Raw genomic sequence first — 19,261 nt, forward strand, 5'->3', positions numbered from 1 at the left:
ACCCGATGGTCCCACGCAGGCGGGCGTTCAGCCCACCCAGAGCCGTCGCGATCTCGTTCTCGTCACTTCCGGGGAGGAGGGCGCCGCCCCCGAACCCCTGACCCGAACAGGAGCGATGACATGGACAAGTCCTGCGTCCGCCCCCTCGACCTGGACGACGCCGTCGCCCTCGTCGGCATCCTCGCCGCCCTCCAGGCCCTCCTCGACAGCGGCGGCCTCCCCCCTGAGGAGGTCGAGGCCCTGCGCCACGGCCTCGAGCAGGGCGGCGCCCTCCTCCCCGGAAGTGACGAGAACGAGATCGCGACGGCTCTGGGTGGGCTGAACGCCCGCCTGCGTGGGACCATCGGGTGATCGCGCCGCGCTCGACGTTCCCGTAGCCTTCATCCGCGCTCGTGTCGACCCCGGAGACGCGCTCCCCCGCCCGCGGGTAGCGTCCGGTCCGGTCCCGCACTCCCACGGGGTCGCTGAACCCCGAGAGCCGGAGGAGATCCGATCGTGAACGGTGACCACTTCGTCCTCTCGACCGCGACGCCGTGGGACGACCGCACCGAGATCATCGGCGTGTACGCCTCTGAGGCGTGGGCCCGCGAGGCCGCGGCCGCATGGCTCGGCTCCCCGGACCGCGAGGCGTTCCCCCGGTGCGTCATCGAGGGCTGGAGCGGCGCGCACCTCCTCGGCCGCGAGGTCGTCGAGGCCCTCGGCGTCGACGACGAGGGCGGCGACGAGTCGCTGGGCGGCCCCCGCAGCCTCTGACCCGGCGGCCTAGCCGCCCCAGTGCGACGGGCGCTCGAAATGCGACGGCAGCGTGGTCGCCGCATCCCCTCGGGCGCTGTTCACCTGCGCCTGGGTGAGGTAGACCGCCTCGGCGAGCCGCGCACCGGACACGTCCGCATCACGAAGGTCCACCCCGAGCAGGTCGCACCGCTGCAGATCCGCACCCCGCAGATCCGCGGCGAGGAGGAGCGCGCCCCGCAGATCCGCCCCCCGCAGGTCCGCGTTCCGGAGCGATGCACCCGCCAGATCGGCACCCGGAGCGAGCCGACGGCCCCTCGACCGGCGGGCAGCCGGCGCCGCTCCTGCGCGAGCGGCCGCGCTCGCCGCGATCAGGAGCGGCCGGGACGCTCCGTACTCCGCGTCGACGTCGACCGCGACCACCTGCTCCGGCTCGCCGAGGGTGTGCGCGTGCGCCGCGTCGAACCGCTCGCGCAGCTCATCGAGGAGCGGCGCGCCGACGCCGGGCAGCGCCAGAGCGGAGTCGAGGTACCAGAGCAGCTCGTGCAGGCGGCGCATCAGCGGGAACACCGCGAACATCCGCTCGCGCACGGCCGGATCCGACCGCCAGGAGACGCCGCCGAACGTGTGCTGCGAGACCTTCTGGCCGGCGCCGAAGCAGTCGAAGACGGTGCAGCCGACGAAGCCCTGCGGCCGGAGCCGGCGGTGGATCGTGCACGCGTCCTCGCCGTCGAGGTTGACGCACGGGTCCCCGGCGCGCTTGACGAACGGGAAGTCGGCGGAGCGGGCGAAGGCGAGGGCCACGCAGCACAGGCCGAAGCAGTTCGCGCAGTCGGCGCCGAGGTCCTCGCGGCGGCCGAGCTCGACCCTGGTGCGTGACGTCATCCGTCCGAGCCTACGCGCGGCGGCGCCTCCGGATCAGTGCGCGAGCGCGAGCACGCCGACGACCAGCACGCCGAGGCCCACGATCCCGAGCAGCGAGACGAGGCTCTCCTTCCAGGAGAGGCCCGCGCGCACGACGGCGATGAGGGCGATTCCCGCGAGCGTGGCGACGTAGACGCCCGCGCCGATCCGCAGCGCGACCGTCGCGTCGATCCAGCCCAGCGCCGCGGCACCGAGCGCGAGGACCGGCAGCGACGCCGAGGCGAGCGCCCCGCCCGCGATCCGCAGCATCGTGCCCGACTCCGCTCGCGAGGGCGTCGCCGCGTGCACGACCTGGTGCGCGATCACCTCGGCGACGAAGCCCGCGGCCGAGATCCCGATGATCGAGATCACGAGGCTCTGGAGGGCGTGGACCGCGTCGGGGTGGTCGCCGACGAGGTAGATCATCACCACGGCCAGGCCCGTGAAGGTCGCGTAGACGCGCTCCTTGAGGGCGCGGGCGATCTCGTCGAGGGGGCGGCGGGTCCGCTCCGCCCACCGGCCGGCGCGGCCCGGGCGCAGGCGCACCGGCGTCATCCGGTCGGCGGGTGCGGTGCGGCCCTCGTCGGCCGCTCCGTCAGTAGGAGGCGGAGTCGACACGTGCCGCGGAGGAGTCGCCCGAGTGCCGCGCCGCGAGGTCGCCGAGGATGGTCGCGGAGCCGCTGGTGCCGAAGCGGGTGACGCCGAGGCCGCGGTAGGCGAGGAGCGTGTCGAGGTCGCGGACTCCGCCGGACGCCTTCACCTGGACGGCCTCGGAGACGGCGCCGCGCATGAGGCGGAGGTCGTGCTCGTTCGCGCCTCCGCCCGCGAAGCCGGTGGCGGTCTTCACGAAGTCCGCTCCGGCGCGCTCGGCGGCCCGGCTGCCCTCGACGACCTGCTCGTCGTCGAGGAGGCTCGTCTCGAGGATGACCTTGACGACGTGGCCCTCGGCGGCCTCGACCACGGCGCGGACGTCGTCCTCGACGTCCTGGAGCAGGCCGCTCCGGAGGCGGCCGATGTTGACGACCATGTCGAGCTCGGACGCGCCGTCGGCGAGCGCCTGACGCGACTCCGCGACCTTCGCCGCGGTGGAGGTGGTGCCGTGAGGGAAGCCGATGACCGTGCCGACCAGGACGCCGGAGCCCTCGAGCCGGGCGACCGAGTGGGCGATGTCGGAGGGGCGGACGCAGACGCTGAACACGCCGGACGCTCGCGCCTCGTCGAGCTGGGCGTCGACCTCGGCGCGGGTGAGCTCGGGCTTCAGGATCGCGTGGTCGATGAGCGCCGCGATCTCGGCGACGGTGGGCAGGCTGGAGTCGGTCATCCGCACATTTTACGTCCGCCGGCGGGACGACGAAGGCCCGCGATCCTTCGATCACGGGCCTTCGGTCGTTCACGCCGCTAGCGGCGCTCGGTCACCAGCTGGACTTGGTGATACCGGGCAGCTCGCCGCGGTGCGCCATGTCACGGAAGCGGACACGCGAAATGCCGAACTTCGTGAGGTTGCCGCGGGGGCGGCCGTCGACGGCGTCGCGCGAGCGGACGCGGACGGGCGAGGCGTTGCGGGGGAGCTTCTGGAGGCCGACGCGGGCGGCCTCACGGGTCTCGTCGGTCCCGGCCGGGTCGACCAGGGCCTTCTTCAGCTCGAGGCGCTTGGCGGCGTAGCGGTCGACGATCACCTTGCGCTGCTCGTTGCGGGCGATCTTGCTCTTCTTGGCCATACTTAGCGCTCCTCGCGGAAGTCGACGTGCTTGCGCACTACGGGGTCGTACTTCTTGAGCACGAGACGGTCGGGGTCGTTGCGGCGGTTCTTCTTGGTCACGTAGGTGTAACCGGTGCCGGCCGTCGAACGGAGCTTGATGATCGGACGGACATCCTGCTGCTTGGCCATTAGATCTTCACCCCGCGAGCGAGAACATCCTTGACGACGGACTCGATGCCACGGGCGTCGATGACCTTGATGCCCTTGGCCGAGAGGGTCAGGGTGACGTTACGGCGAAGCGACGGCACGTAGTACGTCTTCTTCTGCACGTTCGGGTCGAAGCGGCGCTTGGTGCGCCGGTGCGAGTGCGAGATGGCGTGCCCGAAGCCGGGGACGGCTCCGGTCACCTGGCAGACTGCTGCCATGGTTTCCTCCATGTGTGGTTACCGTGGATCACGCGCGGCACGAAGCCCCGCCCGACCCACCCAAGGTCACTTGTCGGCGCACCGCCCGCCTGTCCGGCCGGAGCCGGAGCTCCTGCCCGGTGGGCAGCACGCAAGCGCGTGCAGATGCACGCAACCTCGCTAGGCTACGCGACCCGGGCGGCGGCCGCAACAGAGTGGGGACACTCCCCCGACAGGGTGGGGACACTGCGCCGACAGGGCGGGGACGCCGCCCCGACGTGCACAGGGACTTCCTGGGAGGTTCCGGCAGAAGTGGCCTCCCGTACCCCCCGAGCAGGGCGTTCGTGTACCTTGCGCCTTCCTCGCGGGTCTACGACCGCCCTACTCTGAGCCGACCGCGGGCGCCCGCTCCCGGCAGCAGCCGGGAGTAGCAGCACATGCGCCAGTCCTTCCTCCGTTCCCTCGTCGCCGCGGCCGTGCTCGTAGCGGGCGCAGGACTCAGCGTCGTGGCCGCGCCGACCGCGTCGGCGGCGCCGGTCTTCAGCACCGCGTGCTTCACCTCCCCGAAGGTCTCGACGGTGTCGCAGTACACCGTTCCCGCGACCGGGGTATCGACGGTCCGCGCCGTCCTCAGCGGCCAGAACGGCGGGAAGGGTGCGAGCGGCCTCGGGACGGGCAACGCCGGCGGACGCGGCTCCAGCCTCGTCGTGGAGGTGCCCGTCACACCCGGGCAGGTGCTGGAGATCGGGCGCCTCACCGGCGCCCCGGCCGGAGCGGCAGGCGCCACGCGCTACGTGAACGGCGGCGTCTACGCGGGCGACTCCGGCGGCGCGGGCGGCGACGCCCAGTACCTCAGCACGGCCGGCTCGGACGGCTGTCAGCACGCCCTCGCCGTGGCGGCGGGCGGCGGAGGCGGCGGCGGGCGGTCCTCGGTCGGCGGCGACGCCGACGCCGGCAGCGGCGCGAGGGGCGGCGGGAACGGCGGCAGGAACAACGCGGCCGACGGCGGCGGCGGCGGCGCGGCCGGGCAGAGCTCGGGCGGCTCGCCCGGCGCCCGCGGCTACAGCACGTTCGGCGAGTGCGCCGACGGCAACAACGGCCAGTGGGGCGTGTTCCTCAACGACGGCAAGGGCGCCGACGCCGGCGCCTCCCGCGGCGGCGGCGGCAACTGCTCGTTCCCCGGCCACAGCGGCGGCGGCGGCGGGGCCGGCTGGTGGTACGGCGGCGGCGGCGGATCTCCCTACGTGTTCGGCAGCATGAACGACACCCTCGGCGTCATGAACGACCCCGGCGCCGGCGGCGGCGGCTCGAGCTACGTGCACCCGAGCGTGACGAGGATCTCGCAGACGGCCGGCCCGACGGCGGCCGACCCCGTGGTCGCTCCGGTGTACGACACCGCCGTGACCGTGACGCGGACCCCCGACTTCTCGATGCTCGGGCAGGAGGTCACCGTCACCGCGAAGGTGACCATCCCGAGCCTGGGCCGGCCGGTGGCCGCCGGCGGCACCGTCGAGATCCTCACCGGTGCAGGTACCAGCAGGGTGACCCTCGACGCGGACGGCGTCGGCGTGCTGACCACGAGGGACATCCCGCAGGGCTGGAACGAGATCCGCGCGCACTACCCCGACACCATCACCCCCGCCGAGGCGGGACGAGGGAGCTGGTCGGCGCTCCCCGCTCTGCGCCACGAGGTGCGCGCGTGCGCCGCGGCACCCGTCATCACCCGGCAGCCCTCGGACATCGCGGGCGTCACCAACCAGGTCTACACGCTGACGATGGGCGTGAGCGTCTCGGCCGTCTACGGCGGCATCCCCGCCGTGTCGTGGGAGAGGTCCACCGACGGCGGCGCCACGTGGAAGCCCGCCCTCGGCCGGGCGGGCGCCCGGGAGGACGGGACCGCGTTCCTCGAGGCCGGCCCCGATCCCACCGGCTCCTACCGCTACCGGGCGACCCTGACCACCTGCGGGGGCAGCGTCCGCAGCGAGCCGGCCACCGTGGCGGTGGGCGGCGTGCGCTTCGACCTGTCGACGCTCCCGCAGAAGGCGTACGGCGACTCCTTCGACGCGAGCCCCTACGCGCAGGCCGTCGATGTGCCCGGCCGCTCGATCGTCCTGAGCAGCAGGACCGCCGAGACCTGCTCCGTCAGCGGCATGAGGGTGACCGTGCTCCACGCCGGCGTCTGCACGCTCGCGGCGAGGCTCGACGCGCTCGCTCCTCTGGGCTGGGCGGGCGAGCCCCTGCAGAGCTTCACGGCGAAGCCGAAGGCGCTCACGGTGACCGCCCCGACGGTCGACTACCCGCGAGGCGCGCCGTCCCCCGACCTGCGCTGCACGGCCGCCTTCGTCGGCACCGACACCTTCGGCGCCCCGCTCACGGCCGGCGTCTACCGGCCGATCGTCACGGCGGACGACGTCATCTACCGCTTGATCCCGAACTGGCCCACCTCCACCTTCACCACCTTCACCACGCGGTGCAGCGGCGCGAAGGTCAGCAGCGACTACACGATCGCGGGGTACAAGGACGGCGCGCTGCGCATCGTCGCGGCCGTCCCGATGGTGACCGCCTCCTCGCCCTCGTCGACCTACGGATCCACTCCCCCCGCGATCACCGCCTCCGTGACCGGCTCCCCCTCGGGGACGGTCTCCTGCGGCGCCTTCGCGGCGTCCGACACCGGATTCACGACGCCGCTGGCGCTCTCCGCGACGACCCCCGTCGGCCGCTACCCCACGCGCTGCTCCGGCCTGACGAACCCCTCGGGACAGCTGATCACCATCGACGGCGCGCTCACGATCTCGCCGGCGCCCCTCTCGGTGACCGCGTCGAGCCCCGGGACGCAGGCGCACGGCACCGCGACCGCCCCGACGGTCACCTGCACGGCCGACGGCTTCGCAGGAACCGACCGGTTCGTCACCGAGCCGACCGGCGCTTACTACACGGCGGACGGCACCGGGAAGGTGACGATCGGAGCGCGCACGCCCGTCGGCGACTACGTCACGCGGTGCGACGGAGGCGACGCGGGGCCGAACTACACCCTCCGGTCGATCCCCGGCACCTTCGCGCTGGCCGACCGCTCGGCCCCCGTCGTGACCGTGCCCGCCGCCGTCACGGCCGAGCCGGCCGACGTCTCCGGCGCCGTCGTCACCTTCGCGTCCTCCGCGCAGGACGCGGTCGACGGAGCCGTGGGCGCGACCTGCACGCCCGCCTCGGGGAGCGTCTTCCCGATCGGGGACACGACGGTCGACTGCACCGCGGACGACGAGGCCGGCAACACCGGCACGTCCTCGTTCCGGATCACGGTCCGGAAGTTCTCGCAGACGGTCGCCTTCACCTCCTCGCGGCCGACCGCGCCGACGGCGCTGGGCACCTTCACTCCGACGGCCACCGGCGGCGACTCCGGGAGCCCCGTCTCGATCGGAGCGACCGGATCCTGCGCGATCGCCGACGGCGTCGTGACCTTCACCCGGAGCGGCACCTGCACCGTGACCGCCGACCAGGCCGGCGACGACCACTACACCGCGGGGCGCGCCTCCTTCGATCTCGAGGTCGCGAAGGCGTCGCAGACGCTGACGGTCGCGGTGCCGAAGACCGGCGTCCTGGAGTCGACCGGCGTCGCCACGGCGACCTCGAGCTCGGGACTGCCGGTGCTCGTCAGGACCTTCTTCGGCTGCACCGTCGCCCCCGACGCGACGGGTGCGCAGATCCTGACCTACACCGAGCCCTCGACCTGCGGCGTGCAGTTCGACCAGCCGGGCGACGAGGTGTACGCGGCCGCCGACGGCCTGGTGCGCTTCGTCCCGATCTCGCGGATCCCCCAGACCGTCGTCGTCACCTCGACTCCGCCCGACCGGGTGTTCACCGACGACCGGTACACGGTCGAGGCGACCGGCGGCGGCTCGGGCAACCCGCTCGTGATCGCGGTGATCGAGAACGGCAACTGCACCATCGCGGACGACGTGGTGACGTTCTTCGGCGACGGCACCTGCACGGTGACGATCGACCAGGCCGCGGACGATCGGCACGACGCCGCTCCGCAGGTCCGGCAGGTCATCACGGTCGGGACTCCCGAGGGGAACCTCTCCTTCGGGAGCACCGCGCCCCCGCACGCGATGTCGCTCGAGACGTACCGGCCGACGATCGTGCCCGGCCCGTCGAAGGGCGTGCCCGTGCTCTCCGCGAGCCGAGACTGCTCGATCCTCCCGGACGGAGTGACCGTGCGGAACGACGGGGCCGGGCTCTGCGTGCTGTCCCTCGACCAGCCCGGAGACGGCTACTGGCCCGCGCGGCACGCCGAGCAGGAGTACTCGATCTACTTCCTCCCGCAGACGGTCCGGATCACGAGCGCGCCTCCGGTCGGCGCCGTCCTGGGGGACACGTACCGCCCGGTGATCGAGGGCGGCGCCTCGGGCATCGCTCCGTTCCTCCTCACCACCGCGACGTGCTCGGCGAAGGACGGCGTGGTCACCTTCACCACGAAGGGCGTCTGCGGCGTCTTCGCCTACCAGAACGGCAACCGGCAGTACGACAGCGCCCGGCCCGCCGTGCAGGAGGTGGAGGTCGGCTACGCGCCCGGCTCCGTGGCGTTCACGACCGCCGTCCCGACCGACGCGGAGGTCGGCGGATCCTTCACTCCCGCCTTCACGCGCGGACCGTCCTCCGGCCCCTCGGTGCTCAGCGTCTCGGGCGCCTGCTCCGACGGCGAGAACGGCGCCGTCCGGTTCGACTCCGCGGGCACCTGCACGCTGACGGCGATCCACTACCGCGACGCCACCTACGGCACCGCGCGGGCGGTCCAGACCTTCGAGGTCACCGCGATCGCGCAGACCGTCGCCTTCACCTCGACCGCGCCGTCGACGGCCGCGGCCGGCGACACGCTCACTCCGACCGCGACGGGCGGCGCGTCCGGGCTCCCCGTGACGATCGGAGCGACCGGCGCCTGCACGCTCGCGGACGGCGTCGTCACCTTCGCCGGCAGCGGCACCTGCACCGTCACGGCGGACCAGGCGGGCGACGGGCGCTACGCCGCGGCGGCGCAGGCCTCGCAGACCGTCGCGGTCACGCAGCTCGCGGGCACCGTCGCGTTCGGCGGCGATGCTCCGGCCGAGGCCCGGGTCGGGGGCTCCTCGACGGCCGCGGTCGTCGCCGGCCCGTCCAGTGCTCCCCCGGTGCTGACGGCCTCCGGCGCCTGCTCCGTCGGGCCCTTCCGACTGGTCTCCTACGACTCCGCCGGCACCTGCACGCTGACGCTGGACCAGGCGGGCGACATCCGCCACAGCGGAGCGCCGACGGCCGTGCGCAGCTTCGAGATCACCCGGGTCGCGCAGACCGTGGCCTTCACCTCGCAGGCGCCGGACTCGGCGCTCGCAGGCGGCACCTACCGTCCGACCGCGACCGGAGGAGCCTCCGGGCGGCCCGTGGTGCTCGGAGCCTCCGGGTCCTGCACGCTCACCAACGGGGTCGTCGCCTTCACCGGATCGGGCACCTGCACGGTGACCGCCGACCAGACGGGCGACACCCGGTACGACGCGGCGGAGCGGGCCTCGCAGGTGATCGCGGTCGGACTGCTCGCGGGCACCGTCTCCTTCGGCGGCACCGCGCCGACCGGCGCGACGGTCGGCGGGACGACCACCCCGCGGATCATCGCCGGGCCCTCCACGGCGCGTCCGGTGCTGACCGCCTCCGGAGCATGCTCGGCGGCCGCGGGAGTCGTGTCCTACGACTCCGTCGGCACCTGCACGCTGACGCTCGACCAGGCGGGCGACTCGCGGTACGGCGCCGCTCCGCAGGCCGTCCGCACCTTCGCGATCGGCGCCCTCGGCCAGACGCTGGCGTTCGCCTCGCCGGTCCCCGACGCGGCGGTCGCGGGGGGCTCCTACACGCCCGTCGTGACGGCCGGCGCGTCGAGCGCCCCCGTGGTGCTCGAAGCGGCCGGGTCCTGCACGGTCGCGGACGGCGTGGTGACCTTCACCCGCTCCGGCACCTGCACGGTGACCGCGGACCAGGCCGGGGACGAGCGCCACTCGGCGGCTCCGCGGATCACGCAGTCGGTGGAGGTCGGCACGGCGGCGGGAGCGGTGTCGTTCCGCGACGCCGCTCCGACGGACGCCCGGATCGGCGGCTCCTGGACCCCGTCGATCGTCCGCGGCCCGTCGAGCGCCGACCCGGTGCTGGACGCCTCCGACTCCTGCTCGCTGGGAGAGGACGGCACGGTGTCCTACGACTCCGTCGGCACCTGCACGCTGACGCTGGATCAGGCCGGCGACGACGCTCACGCGCCCGCGGAGCAGGTCGTCCGGACCTTCCCGATCGGCAAGGCGCTGCAGACGGTCGCCTTCACCTCCGCGGCTCCGAGCACGGCGACCGCGGGCGGCCGCTACACACCGACCGCGGCGGGCGGCTCCTCCGGTCTGCCGGTCACGATCGGCGCCACGGGCGCGTGCTCGCTCGCGAGCGGCGTCGTGACCTTCAGCGGATCCGGCACCTGCACCGTCACCGCGGATCAGGCCGGCGACGCCTCGCACGACGCGGCTCCCCGGGCGACCCAGTCGATCGCGGTCACCGCGGTCGTCCCGCAGAAGAAGAAGGCGCAGAAGGTCGCCTTCTCGACCGCGATGCCGTCCTCGCCCGAGAAGGGGATCGCCTACCCGGTCGCGGCCACCGCCTCCTCCGGTCTGCCCGTGAAGCTGTACGCGAGCGGCAGCTGCACGCTGACCGCGACCGGCGCGGGCACGGCGACGGTGCGGCTGACGGGCGCGGCGAGCTGCACCGTCCGGGCCACGCAGGCGGGCGACTCCGCGTGGCTCGCCGCGACCTCGGTGACGCAGTCGCTGCAGGTGAAGTCCTCCACCCGCGCCGACCTCACACTGACGCTGGCGCCGGCGCCGGGACTGGCAGCGACGGCTCCCCTCTCGGGCACGATCACCGTCCGGAACACCGGCACCCGGGACGCGGCGACGACGACCACCCGGGTCGTCGTCAGCGGAACGGTGGCGAGTGCGCCCGGCGCCGTGCAGACGAAGGGCTCGGCCGCGGGCACGACGGTCCTCACCTGGACCGCGCCGAGCGTCTCGGCCGGGCGGAGCACCACCTACTCGGTGACGCTCGTCGACCGGCCGGCCGCCACGACGATCGACGCCAGGGTGTCGACCGCCGCCGCCGATCCCACGCCGGCGAACAACGCGGTCAGGCGCACCTTCCGGTAGAGGCTGCGGGGAGGGAGGGGTGTCGCGCCGCGTTGCCCGTTCCCTCCCCGACCGCTACGGTCGCGGGGACGCTCCGGGGGACGGGGCTCGCGAGGGGGGCCCGTGGACCGGTTGAGGCGACGCGCGCTGCTGCTGGGGATCGCCTCCTCGGCGGTCGCGCTGACGGGGTGCACGCCCGCCCGGCCCGCTCCCGCGGCGCTCCCGCCGAGCACGGCGCCGGCGGCGGTGCTGCCGTCCGCCGCTCCGACCGCCGTCCCGACCCCTCCCCGCCCCGTGCCGACCACCACCGCCGCGGCGGCTCCGGTGCGGCGGAAGGCGCCGCTGCCCTCCGGCACGATCTCGGAGCTGCCCGGCGAGGGGAGCACGCTCGCCTGGACCGTCGACGACGGCGCGGACTCCGACGTGGTCGCCGCCTACGCGCAGTTCGCCCGCGACACCGGCACCCGGCTGACCTTCTTCCTCAACGGGAAGTACGACTCGTGGACCGTGAACGCGCCGCTGCTGGCTCCGCTCGTCGCCTCGGGGCAGGTGCAGCTCGCGAACCACACCTGGTCGCACGCCGACCTGACGAGCCTCTCGAGCGACGGCGTGCAGGAGGAGCTGGGCCGCAACGGCGACTTCATCCGCTCGACCTACGGGGTGGAGGCGGCGCCCTTCTACCGGCCGCCGTTCGGCTACACGGACGAGCGGAGCCGGGCCGCCGCGGCGGCGATCGGCTACACGGCGACGGTGCTCTGGTACGGCTCGCTCTCGGACTCGGGGCGGATCACGCCGGAGCAGGTGGTCGGCTTCGCGGACCAGTGGTTCCTGCCGCAGCACATCGTGATCGGGCACGCGAACTTCGATCCGGTGACGCAGGTCTACGCGCGGCTCGTCGACATCCTCCGCGAGCGCTCGCTCGAGACGGTGACCCTCCGCGACGTGTTCGCGGTCTGAGCGCCTCCCCGGCGGCGCGGGTCAGCGCGCGGGTCAGCGCAGCGCGGGTCAGCGCGCGGGTCGGCGCAGCGCGGCGCGCGCGGCGGCGGAGACGGCCGCGGCGACCGCGTCGAGGGCGGGCGTGTGCAGGGCCCACTGCTGCCAGTAGAGGGGGACGTCGACGGGGTCGCCGCCCAGCTCGACCAGGCCGTCGCCGCCGACCGGGGCCTGCAGCTCGGGCAGCATCCCCCATCCCATGCCCAGGCGAACGGCCCGCTCGAAGTCGGTCGATCCGGGGACGCGGTGCTGCGGCGGTCTGCCGTCGACGCCGGCGGCCCGGAGGAAGTCGTCCTGCAGGCGGTCCTTCTCGTCGAAGACGACCAGCGGAGCGCTCGCGAGGCCGGCCGTGCCGCCGTCAGGGAACCAGCGCTCGGCGAACGCGGGCGAGGCCATGGCGCGGTACCGCATCACTCCGAGGGGCGCGACGGTGCAGCCGAGCACCGCCTCCGACTCGCCGGTGACGGCCGCCAGCACGGTGCCGTCGCGGAGGAACGCGGTGGTGTGCGCCTGGTCCTCGCGGTGCAGCTCCACCACGACGTCGGGGACGGAGGCGAGCGCGGGCAGCACCCAGGTGGCCAGGGAGTCGGCGTTGACGGCGAGCGGGAGGACGACCGGGCCCGCCCCCTCCGCGTCCTCGCCGCCGAGCGAGCGGACGGCGTCGTCGGCGAGGAGCTCGATCTGGCGGGCGAGGCGGAGGAGCCCCGCACCGGCCTCGGTCGCGACGACCGGGCGCGAGCGCACCAGCAGGACGCGGCCGGCAGCGGTCTCGAGCGCCTTGATCCGCTGGCTGAGGGCGGAGGGGGTGATGTGCAGGGCTCGGGCGGCGGCGTCGAAGGAGCCGAACCGGACGGAGGCGGCGAGCGCGCGCAGGCGGGAGAGGTCGAGATCGTCGGTCAGCATCAGTAGTGCTTACGGTACTGAAGGAGCATGAGCTGGTCTACAGAAGTGACCCGCCCTAGCGTCGGAGCGTGTCCCCCCTCCTCGCCGCCCTCTCCGGCCTCGGCTTCGGCCTCTCGCTCATCATCGCGATCGGCGCGCAGAACGCCTTCGTGCTCCGCCAGGGCCTCCGCCGCGAGCACGTGCCCGCCGTCGTCGCGATCTGCGCGCTCTGCGACGCCGCGCTGATCGTGCTCGGGATCGCGGGGATCGGAGCGGTCCTGGAGTCGGCGCCGTGGCTGCTGGTGGTGATCCGCTGGGGCGGCATCGCCTTCCTCCTCGCCTACGCGGTGATGGCGGCGAGGCGCGCACTGCGGCCGGGGACCCTCGACGGCGATCCGGCCGGCGCCTCGACGTCGCTCCGCACGGCGATCGGCACATGCCTGGCGCTGACACTGCTCAACCCGCACGTCTACCTCGACACGGTCGTGCTGCTCGGGTCGGTGGCGAACACGCACGGCGACGAGCGCTGGTGGTTCGGGGCGGGGGCGGCGGCCGGGAGCGTGCTGTGGTTCACCGCTCTCGGCTTCGGGGCGCGCGCGCTGCGGCCGCTGTTCCGGAGCCGCGGGGCCTGGCGGATCCTCGACGCGGCCGTGGCGGTCGTGATGGTGGTGCTGGCGGTGTCGCTCGCGCTGCACTGAGGGCCTGGTGGTGCACTGCTTGTTCTACTAACATTGTGAACATGTTGTTCCGGGTCGACCACTCCGCGGCGGGCTCGCTCGCCGACCAGCTGGAGTCGCAGGTGCGCTCGGCCGTCGCCCGGGGCGAGCTCTCGGCGGGCGACCGCCTGCCGCCCGCCCGCGAGCTCGCCGACTCGCTCGGCATCAACATGCACACCGTGCTGCGCGCGTACGCCGCCCTGCGCGACGACGGGATCCTCCAGATGCGCCGGGGCCGCGGCGCGTGGATCACGGAATCGGCCGGGCCCGGGCTCGTGCGTGTCACCGCCCTGGTCGACGAGCTGCTCGCGGAAGCCCGCCGCAGCGGCATCACCCCGGCGGAGCTCGTCCGCCTGATCGAGAGGACCGGATCATGACCGCCACCGCCGACCGCCGCCGCGAGCTCCTCGCCGCCGCGTCCCTCCTGCTCCCCGCCGCCGGAGTGCTCGTCTCGCGCCTCGTCCTGGACGACGCGCTGCCCGCGGAGCTCGCCTCGCACTGGTCGGGCACCGGGGCGGCCGATGCGACCGCGTCGACGGGCGCTCTGCTCGCGATCGCCCTCGTGCTCTCCGGGCTCCCGGCCGTCGCGGGCCTCGTGGCGGCGGTCGTCGGGCGCGCCCCGCGGCTCCTGCTGGCGACCCTCGGCCTCGTGGCCGGGCTGGGCGCCTCCGCCTGGGCGACCTCGGTCGGCACGACGCTCGCGGCCGGGCGCGCCGAGGGGGCGGAGCTCGGCGGGTGGCTGCTCGCGCTGCTCGGAGGGATGCTCTTCGCCGTCGTACCCGCGCTGATCGCTCCGGGCACCCGGCGCGCCTCCCGCCTGGCCGCCGGCCGCCTGCCGCTGGCGGCGGAGGAGACCGGCGCCTGGTCGCAGACGCTGACGGGCCCGGTGTTCGCCGTCGCCGCGATCGCCACGGCGGCGGGCGCGGCCCTCTCCCTCGCGACGCTCGCCGCGGCGGGCGCCACCGGTCCGGCGATCGCGACGGCCGTCGTCCTCGGCGTCGTCGCGCTGGTGCTCCTCTCCTTCTCCCGCCTGAGGGTGACCGCCGACCGCCGCGGCCTCCGCGTCGTCACGACCGCCCTCGGCATCCCGCTGCGCCGCATCCCGCTCGACACCATCGCCTCGGCCGGCACGGCCCAGCTGCGGCCGTCGGAGTGGGGCGGCTGGGGGTACCGGGTGATGCCGGGCCGCTCGGCGGTCATCCTGCACGCCGGGCCGGGGCTGGTGGTGACGACGGACCACTCGCGCGAGTTCGCGATCAGCCTCGACGACCCCGAGACCCCCGCGGCGCTGCTCGAGACCCTGCGCTCGCGGGCCTGAGGCGCCGACCCGTCAGTCGACCACGATCCGGACGAGCGTCGTGACGGCATCCACCGCGTTCACGTAGGAGTAGTGCCGCGAGGTCGGGAAGGCGAGGTGCCGTCCGGGCTCCAGCCGCACGGGCTCCTCGCCCTCCCGCTCCAGGAGGAGCGCGCCGGCGGTGACGAGCAGGATCTCGTGCCACCCCTCGGGGTCGGGCTGCGCGTCGTAGCGGTCCCCGGGGCCGAGCGTCCAGGTCCAGAGCTGGGCCTCCCGGCGCGCGGGGACGGAGGAGAGCAGGACGGCGACGCTCGCCTCGCCCGCTCCCCGCCAGGCGACCTGGTCGATCGCCGCGGGCGCGGATCCCGGGGCCGAGACGAGTGCAGTGAACGTGGTGCCGAGGGCGGTCGCGAGGCGGTCGACTCCGGTCAGCGAGATGTTGGCCTCGCCGGCCTCGGCCGCGACGATCGTCCGCCGGCTGATGCCCGAGCGCGCCGCCAGCGCGGACTGGCTCAGTCCGGCTCCGCGCCGCGCGAGACGGAGGTTGCCGCCCAGGTGGGCGAGGACGGGAGCCAACATGCGCACTATTCTGCACCGACAGGCCCCTGTTGCTCCTAGGATGTGCAGAATGATGCACATCTCGCCTCTCCGGGGCCTCCGCTTCACGCGTCCGGAGTGGGCGCTCATCGGCATCACCGCGATCTGGGGCGGGACCTTCCTCGCCGTTCACATCGCGATGGAGCACAGTGGGCCGCTGTTCTTCGTCGGGATGCGGTTCGCCATCGCGGGGCTGATCAGCGCGGTCGTGTTCCACCGGTCGCTCCGGGGGATGCGGCGGATCGACCTCGCGGCCGGCGTCGCGATCGGGGTGATGATCTTCGCGGGCTACGGCCTGCAGAGCTACGGGCTGCAGACGATCACGAGCAGCACCTCCGCGTTCCTCACCGCGCTGTACGTGCCGCTGGTGCCGCTGCTCCAGTGGGTCGTGTTCCGTCGCCGCCCGGGCGTGCTGACGCTGGTGGGCGTCGCGCTGGCGTTCGTCGGACTGCTCCTGATCGCGGGCCCGCAGCCGGGCGTCGCGCTCGGAGCGGGCGAGGTGGCGACGATCGTGAGCACGCTGCCGATCGCGGCGGAGATCATCCTGATCGGCCTCGTCGCCGGACGGGTGGACCTCGGCCGGGTGACCGTGGTGCAGCTGCTGGTCGCCGGCGCGCTCGGGTTCGCCTCGATGCCCCTCGCGGGCGAGGCGGTCCCGGCGTTCTCGTGGGCCTGGCTGATCCCCGCGCTCGCGCTCGGGGCGAGCAGCTGCCTGATCCAGCTGACGATGAACTGGGCTCAGCGCTCGGTCTCGCCGTCGCGCGCCACGATCATCTACTCCGCCGAGCCCGTCTGGGCCGGTCTGATCGGCCGCCTCGCCGGCGACCGGCTCCCCGCGCTCGCCCTGCTCGGGGCGGGGTTCATTGTCGCGGGCACGCTCGTCAGCGAGCTGAAGCCGCGCCGCGAGCCTGCGCCGCCGGCTCTCAGGTGACGGCGGGGAGGGCGGCGGAGGCGACGAGCGCGCCGCCGGCGTCGGTGATCTCGACGGCGGCGACGGACTCGCGCAGGACGGCCGCGTTCATCTCGCAGTCGAGCTCCGCGGAGCTGCCGAGGAAGGAGCCGGACGGGAGCCGCTCGCCGGAGCCGGTGACCAGCACGAGGTCGTAGCTCTCGCCGAGGGCGAAGCCTGTCCCGCGGAGGATCGTCTCGGTGCCCCAGGTGTGCGCCACGAGCGAGCCGTCGAGCGTCACGCCCTCCGTCCGCTCGTCGAAGGCGATCGCCTCGACGGCGCCGAGCGTCCCGGGCGGTCCCGCGACGGGGCGCTCCTCGGCGGACCGCAGGGCCGCTCCGGCGACGCCGCCCACGACGAGGAGCGCGGCCGCCGCGGCGACGGCCAGGACGGCACGGCGGCGCGGGGCACGCAGACTCTCCCCGCGCTCGGGCCGCTCCCCGGCGAGCGCCGCGATGCGCGACCGCAGCTCCGGCGACGGCTCCGCCTCCTCCCAGCGGCCCAGCGCGCCGACTCGGTCGACCACCGCGCCGAACGACGCGAGCTCGCGGTCGATCGAGGGGTCGGCGGCGCGCAGGCTCTCGAACTCCCGCGCCTCCTCGGCGGAGAGGTCGCCGGCGAGGGCCGCGGCGAGAAGCTCCTCGCGGCGGCCGCCGGGCTCGTCTCCGTCGGGCTGGTCTCGGTCGATCACGATCTCTCCTCGTCGGTGGGTCCGGCGCCCGCGAGGTGACCGCGGAGCGCTCGGAGAGCGTAGAAGGCGCGGCTGCGCAGGGTGGCGACCGGCACGCTCGTGGCCGCCGACAGCTCGGCGTAGGTCTCGCCGTGCAGGTGGACGGCGACGACGACCTGCCGGTGCTCGGCGGAGAGCCGCGCGAGCGCCTCGGCGATCGCGAGCGGCTCGAGGGGGTCGCGGTCCTCCGCGGGCACCTCCTCCAGAATCTCGGCCTCGATCAGGCGCGGCAGGCGCCGGCGCGAGCGGTGCACGTCGACGACGACGTTGCGGGCGATGGCGAAGAGCCAGGTGCGGGTGCTGGCACGCTCGGCGGAGTAGCTCGCCCGCGAGCGCCAGGCGCGCAGGAACGTCTCCTGCACGCAGTCCTCGGCGAGGCCGCGGTCGCGCAGGGCGTTGAGCGCGAAGCCGAGCAGGGCGGACCCGTGCTCGTCGAAGGCGGCGGCCGGGTCGAACTCCGCCGTCCGGGGCTCGAGGCGCACCACGGGAGCCGGGACCTCCGAGTGCTCGCGCGGCATCGCGGGCCCTTCGTCTCGTCGTGCCGTCGCCGTCCGCGCCACACCGCCTCCTCGTCGGGACCGGTGGTCCGTCGGAAGGGGGTACGGCCGCGGCGGCGGCGGCGTTCATCGGAGGCGAGGACCGTCTCCGTGAAGATCCTCTCAGATGGAGTGAACGCAGCGCCGCTTCCGGCCGTACTCCCTGCATCGGGCCCGCTCGGCGCTCGCGATCGAAAGGCTCCACCATGACGAGGACGTCCCCCGCGCGGAACCGCGCCGGCCGCCGCCTGCTCTCCCTCGGCGGCATCACCGCCGTCGCCGCCGCCTCCTTCTTCGCCGCCGCGCCGGCCCAGGCCGAGACCGAGGTCGCCGAGCCGTCCTCGTTCACCAGCGCCTTCACGGTGATGGCGACGCCCGACCAGGTCGTGAACGCCGATTCCGCCGCGACCCCCGGCCAGCCCGGCGCCACGGGCGAGATGACCTTCCGGGTCAACAGCGACCTCGACGTCATCTGCTACGACATCACCCTCACCGGCGTGACCGGCGACTACCAGAGCCCCGCGAAGACCGCGACGCACATCCACCAGGCGGCGCTGGGCAAGGCGGGCCCGCCGCGCATCGCGTTCCCGAACCCGGCCCCGGTCGGAGACGGCCCCCGCACCAGCAGCGGCTGCCTGCAGGGCCCCTTCACCACGGGCATCCAGGCGAACGGGGCCGACACCGGCGCCGGATTCACGCTGAAGGCCCTCGAGGCCGATCCCGCCGCCTTCGCGGGCGACTCCCACACGGCCTCGTATGCGGCTGGCGTCGTCCGCGGCCAGCTCTCGCAGGTGCCGGTCGGCGGCCTCCAGACCGGTGGCGGCGCGACCGCCGCCGGGAGCGACGCCACGGGCCCGTCCGGTCTCGCCGCGATGGCCGGCCTCGGAGCCGTCGCCGCCCTCGGCGCGGCCGGAGTGGTCGTCGCCCGCCGGCGCACCGCCTCCTGATCGTGGGCACCCGGTCGAGGAGCGGAGCGGCGGCACTGTGCGCCGTGCTGCTCCTCGCGGGGTGCGCCGCCGCGGACGGGAGCGGAGGAGCGGAGACGCCCGCGAGCGCGCCCGCGCCTCCGGCCCTCGCTTCTGCTCCCCCGCTCACTCCTCCCCCGGTCCCCGCGCCCGACCCCGCCGCTGCCGCGCCTGCGCGCACCGTCGGCGTCGAGCCCGCCCGGCTGAGCGTGCCCGCGATGGGCCTGGACGAGCCGCTGATCGCGCTGGGCATCCAGTCGGACGGGGCGATGGAGGTGCCGGTGGACTACGACGACGTCGGCTGGTTCTCGGGAGGCGGGCGCCCGGGTGGCAGCGGCCGCACCGTGATCGCGGCGCACGTCGACTCGCGGTCCGGTCCCGCGGTCTTCTTCCGCCTCGGCGAGCTCGCCCCGGGCGACGAGATCGCGGTGAGCGGAGTGGACGGCTCCGACCACCGCTACCGGGTGACGGCGGTCGAGTCCCACGCCAAGGCCGCGTTCCCCACCGCCCGCGTCTTCGGCGCGACCCTCGAGGAGGAGCTGATCCTCGTGACCTGCGGAGGCGAGTACGACACGGCGATCGGCCGCTACCGGGACAACCTGGTGGTGTTCGCCTCCCCGCTCTGAGTCCCGCCACGGAGGCGCGGCACAGAGGGGCGGCACGACCGCCCGGCATCGTGG

20 protein-coding genes are annotated in these 19,261 nt (G+C 74.5%); 10 read left to right on the forward strand and 10 right to left on the reverse strand.

From position 1 onward, the window contains the following. Positions 1–120 precede the first annotated feature (120 nt). Both C5B98_RS14870 and C5B98_RS14875 read left to right on the forward strand, forming a co-directional pair. Positions 121–351 carry a hypothetical protein gene (locus tag C5B98_RS14870; RefSeq protein WP_104227350.1) on the forward strand — a complete coding sequence of 77 codons (231 nt, stop codon included), beginning with the start codon at positions 121–123 and terminating at the stop codon, positions 349–351. Between the two features lie 144 nt (positions 352–495). Then, positions 496–753 (forward strand): hypothetical protein, encoded by a 258-nt coding sequence (locus C5B98_RS14875; RefSeq protein ID WP_104225104.1) that lies wholly within the window; start codon positions 496–498, stop codon positions 751–753. Between the two features lie 9 nt (positions 754–762). Here C5B98_RS14875 and C5B98_RS14880 read toward each other — a convergent pair whose 3' ends face one another. From C5B98_RS14880 to rpmB, 6 genes are all read right to left on the reverse strand, one after another. Further along, the gene (locus C5B98_RS14880; RefSeq protein ID WP_104225105.1) at positions 763–1,617 is read right to left on the reverse strand and encodes a pentapeptide repeat-containing protein; all 855 of its coding nucleotides are present in this window, start codon (positions 1,615–1,617) and stop codon (positions 763–765) included. Positions 1,618–1,650: 33 nt separating this feature from the next. Further along, entirely contained in the window at positions 1,651–2,253 is a 603-nt protein-coding gene (locus tag C5B98_RS14885) for a hypothetical protein (protein ID WP_146076980.1), read from the reverse strand. Further along, positions 2,231–2,956 (reverse strand): deoxyribose-phosphate aldolase, encoded by a 726-nt coding sequence (gene deoC / locus C5B98_RS14890; protein ID WP_181027245.1) that lies wholly within the window; start codon positions 2,954–2,956, stop codon positions 2,231–2,233. Before deoC ends, C5B98_RS14885 begins: the two co-directional genes overlap by 23 nt. Before the next feature lie 91 nt (positions 2,957–3,047). After that, positions 3,048–3,353 (reverse strand): 30S ribosomal protein S14, encoded by a 306-nt coding sequence (rpsN, locus tag C5B98_RS14895; protein ID WP_104225107.1) that lies wholly within the window; start codon positions 3,351–3,353, stop codon positions 3,048–3,050. Between the two features lie 2 nt (positions 3,354–3,355). Next, on the reverse strand, positions 3,356–3,523 hold the full coding sequence (gene rpmG / locus C5B98_RS14900) for a 50S ribosomal protein L33 (RefSeq protein ID WP_027692168.1): 168 nt from the start codon (positions 3,521–3,523) through the stop codon (positions 3,356–3,358). Next, positions 3,523–3,759, reverse strand: coding sequence for a 50S ribosomal protein L28 (rpmB, locus tag C5B98_RS14905; RefSeq protein ID WP_056038148.1), 237 nt, complete (start codon positions 3,757–3,759; stop codon positions 3,523–3,525). The genes rpmG and rpmB overlap by 1 nt, the downstream gene beginning before the upstream one ends. A 416-nt stretch (positions 3,760–4,175) precedes the next feature. Here rpmB and C5B98_RS14915 point away from each other — a divergent pair, with 416 nt between their 5' ends. After that, complete coding sequence (locus tag C5B98_RS14915; protein ID WP_146076981.1) at positions 4,176–10,937, forward strand: HYR domain-containing protein; 6,762 nt, start codon at positions 4,176–4,178, stop codon at positions 10,935–10,937. Positions 10,938–11,039: 102 nt separating this feature from the next. Continuing rightward, positions 11,040–11,873 carry a polysaccharide deacetylase family protein gene (locus tag C5B98_RS14920; protein WP_219812312.1) on the forward strand — a complete coding sequence of 278 codons (834 nt, stop codon included), beginning with the start codon at positions 11,040–11,042 and terminating at the stop codon, positions 11,871–11,873. Positions 11,874–11,921: 48 nt separating this feature from the next. Here the strand turns inward: C5B98_RS14920 and C5B98_RS14925 are convergent, their stop codons facing one another. Continuing rightward, on the reverse strand, positions 11,922–12,812 hold the full coding sequence (locus tag C5B98_RS14925) for a LysR family transcriptional regulator ArgP (protein ID WP_104328008.1): 891 nt from the start codon (positions 12,810–12,812) through the stop codon (positions 11,922–11,924). A 68-nt stretch (positions 12,813–12,880) separates the two neighbouring features. Between C5B98_RS14925 and C5B98_RS14930 the strand changes: the two genes are divergently transcribed. From C5B98_RS14930 to C5B98_RS14940, 3 genes are read left to right on the forward strand one after another with little or no spacing between them, the layout of a single operon-like run. Beyond that, complete coding sequence (locus C5B98_RS14930) at positions 12,881–13,489, forward strand: LysE/ArgO family amino acid transporter (protein WP_104227345.1); 609 nt, start codon at positions 12,881–12,883, stop codon at positions 13,487–13,489. 41 nt (positions 13,490–13,530) lie between these two features. After that, positions 13,531–13,884, forward strand: coding sequence for a GntR family transcriptional regulator (locus tag C5B98_RS14935; protein ID WP_104225158.1), 354 nt, complete (start codon positions 13,531–13,533; stop codon positions 13,882–13,884). After that, entirely contained in the window at positions 13,881–14,825 is a 945-nt protein-coding gene (locus C5B98_RS14940) for a hypothetical protein (protein WP_104328009.1), read from the forward strand. Before C5B98_RS14935 ends, C5B98_RS14940 begins: the two co-directional genes overlap by 4 nt. A 12-nt stretch (positions 14,826–14,837) precedes the next feature. On the opposite strand, the gene C5B98_RS14945 is transcribed toward C5B98_RS14940, so the two are convergent. Beyond that, positions 14,838–15,383, reverse strand: a complete 546-nt coding sequence (locus tag C5B98_RS14945; protein ID WP_104328010.1) for a helix-turn-helix domain-containing protein — start codon at positions 15,381–15,383, stop codon at positions 14,838–14,840. 49 nt (positions 15,384–15,432) lie between these two features. Here C5B98_RS14945 and C5B98_RS14950 point away from each other — a divergent pair, with 49 nt between their 5' ends. Further along, on the forward strand, positions 15,433–16,332 hold the full coding sequence (locus tag C5B98_RS14950; protein WP_258063527.1) for a DMT family transporter: 900 nt from the start codon (positions 15,433–15,435) through the stop codon (positions 16,330–16,332). On the opposite strand, the gene C5B98_RS14955 is transcribed toward C5B98_RS14950, so the two are convergent. Both C5B98_RS14955 and C5B98_RS14960 read right to left on the reverse strand, forming a co-directional pair. Further along, complete coding sequence (locus tag C5B98_RS14955) at positions 16,325–17,041, reverse strand: hypothetical protein (protein ID WP_104328011.1); 717 nt, start codon at positions 17,039–17,041, stop codon at positions 16,325–16,327. The two genes, C5B98_RS14950 and C5B98_RS14955, sit on opposite strands and share 8 nt — an antisense overlap. Beyond that, positions 17,038–17,598, reverse strand: a complete 561-nt coding sequence (locus C5B98_RS14960; protein WP_104328012.1) for a sigma-70 family RNA polymerase sigma factor — start codon at positions 17,596–17,598, stop codon at positions 17,038–17,040. The genes C5B98_RS14955 and C5B98_RS14960 overlap by 4 nt, the downstream gene beginning before the upstream one ends. 224 nt (positions 17,599–17,822) lie before the next feature. On the opposite strand from C5B98_RS14960, the gene C5B98_RS14965 reads away from it, so the two are divergent. Both C5B98_RS14965 and C5B98_RS17365 read left to right on the forward strand, forming a co-directional pair. Next, positions 17,823–18,563, forward strand: coding sequence for a CHRD domain-containing protein (locus tag C5B98_RS14965; protein WP_104328013.1), 741 nt, complete (start codon positions 17,823–17,825; stop codon positions 18,561–18,563). A 2-nt stretch (positions 18,564–18,565) separates the two neighbouring features. Then, positions 18,566–19,207 carry a class F sortase gene (locus C5B98_RS17365; RefSeq protein WP_181065560.1) on the forward strand — a complete coding sequence of 214 codons (642 nt, stop codon included), beginning with the start codon at positions 18,566–18,568 and terminating at the stop codon, positions 19,205–19,207. Positions 19,208–19,261: the final 54 nt, after the last annotated feature.

It is taken from the genome of Rathayibacter sp. AY1A5 (assembly GCF_002930875.1).
Lineage (GTDB): Bacteria > Actinomycetota > Actinomycetes > Actinomycetales > Microbacteriaceae > Rathayibacter.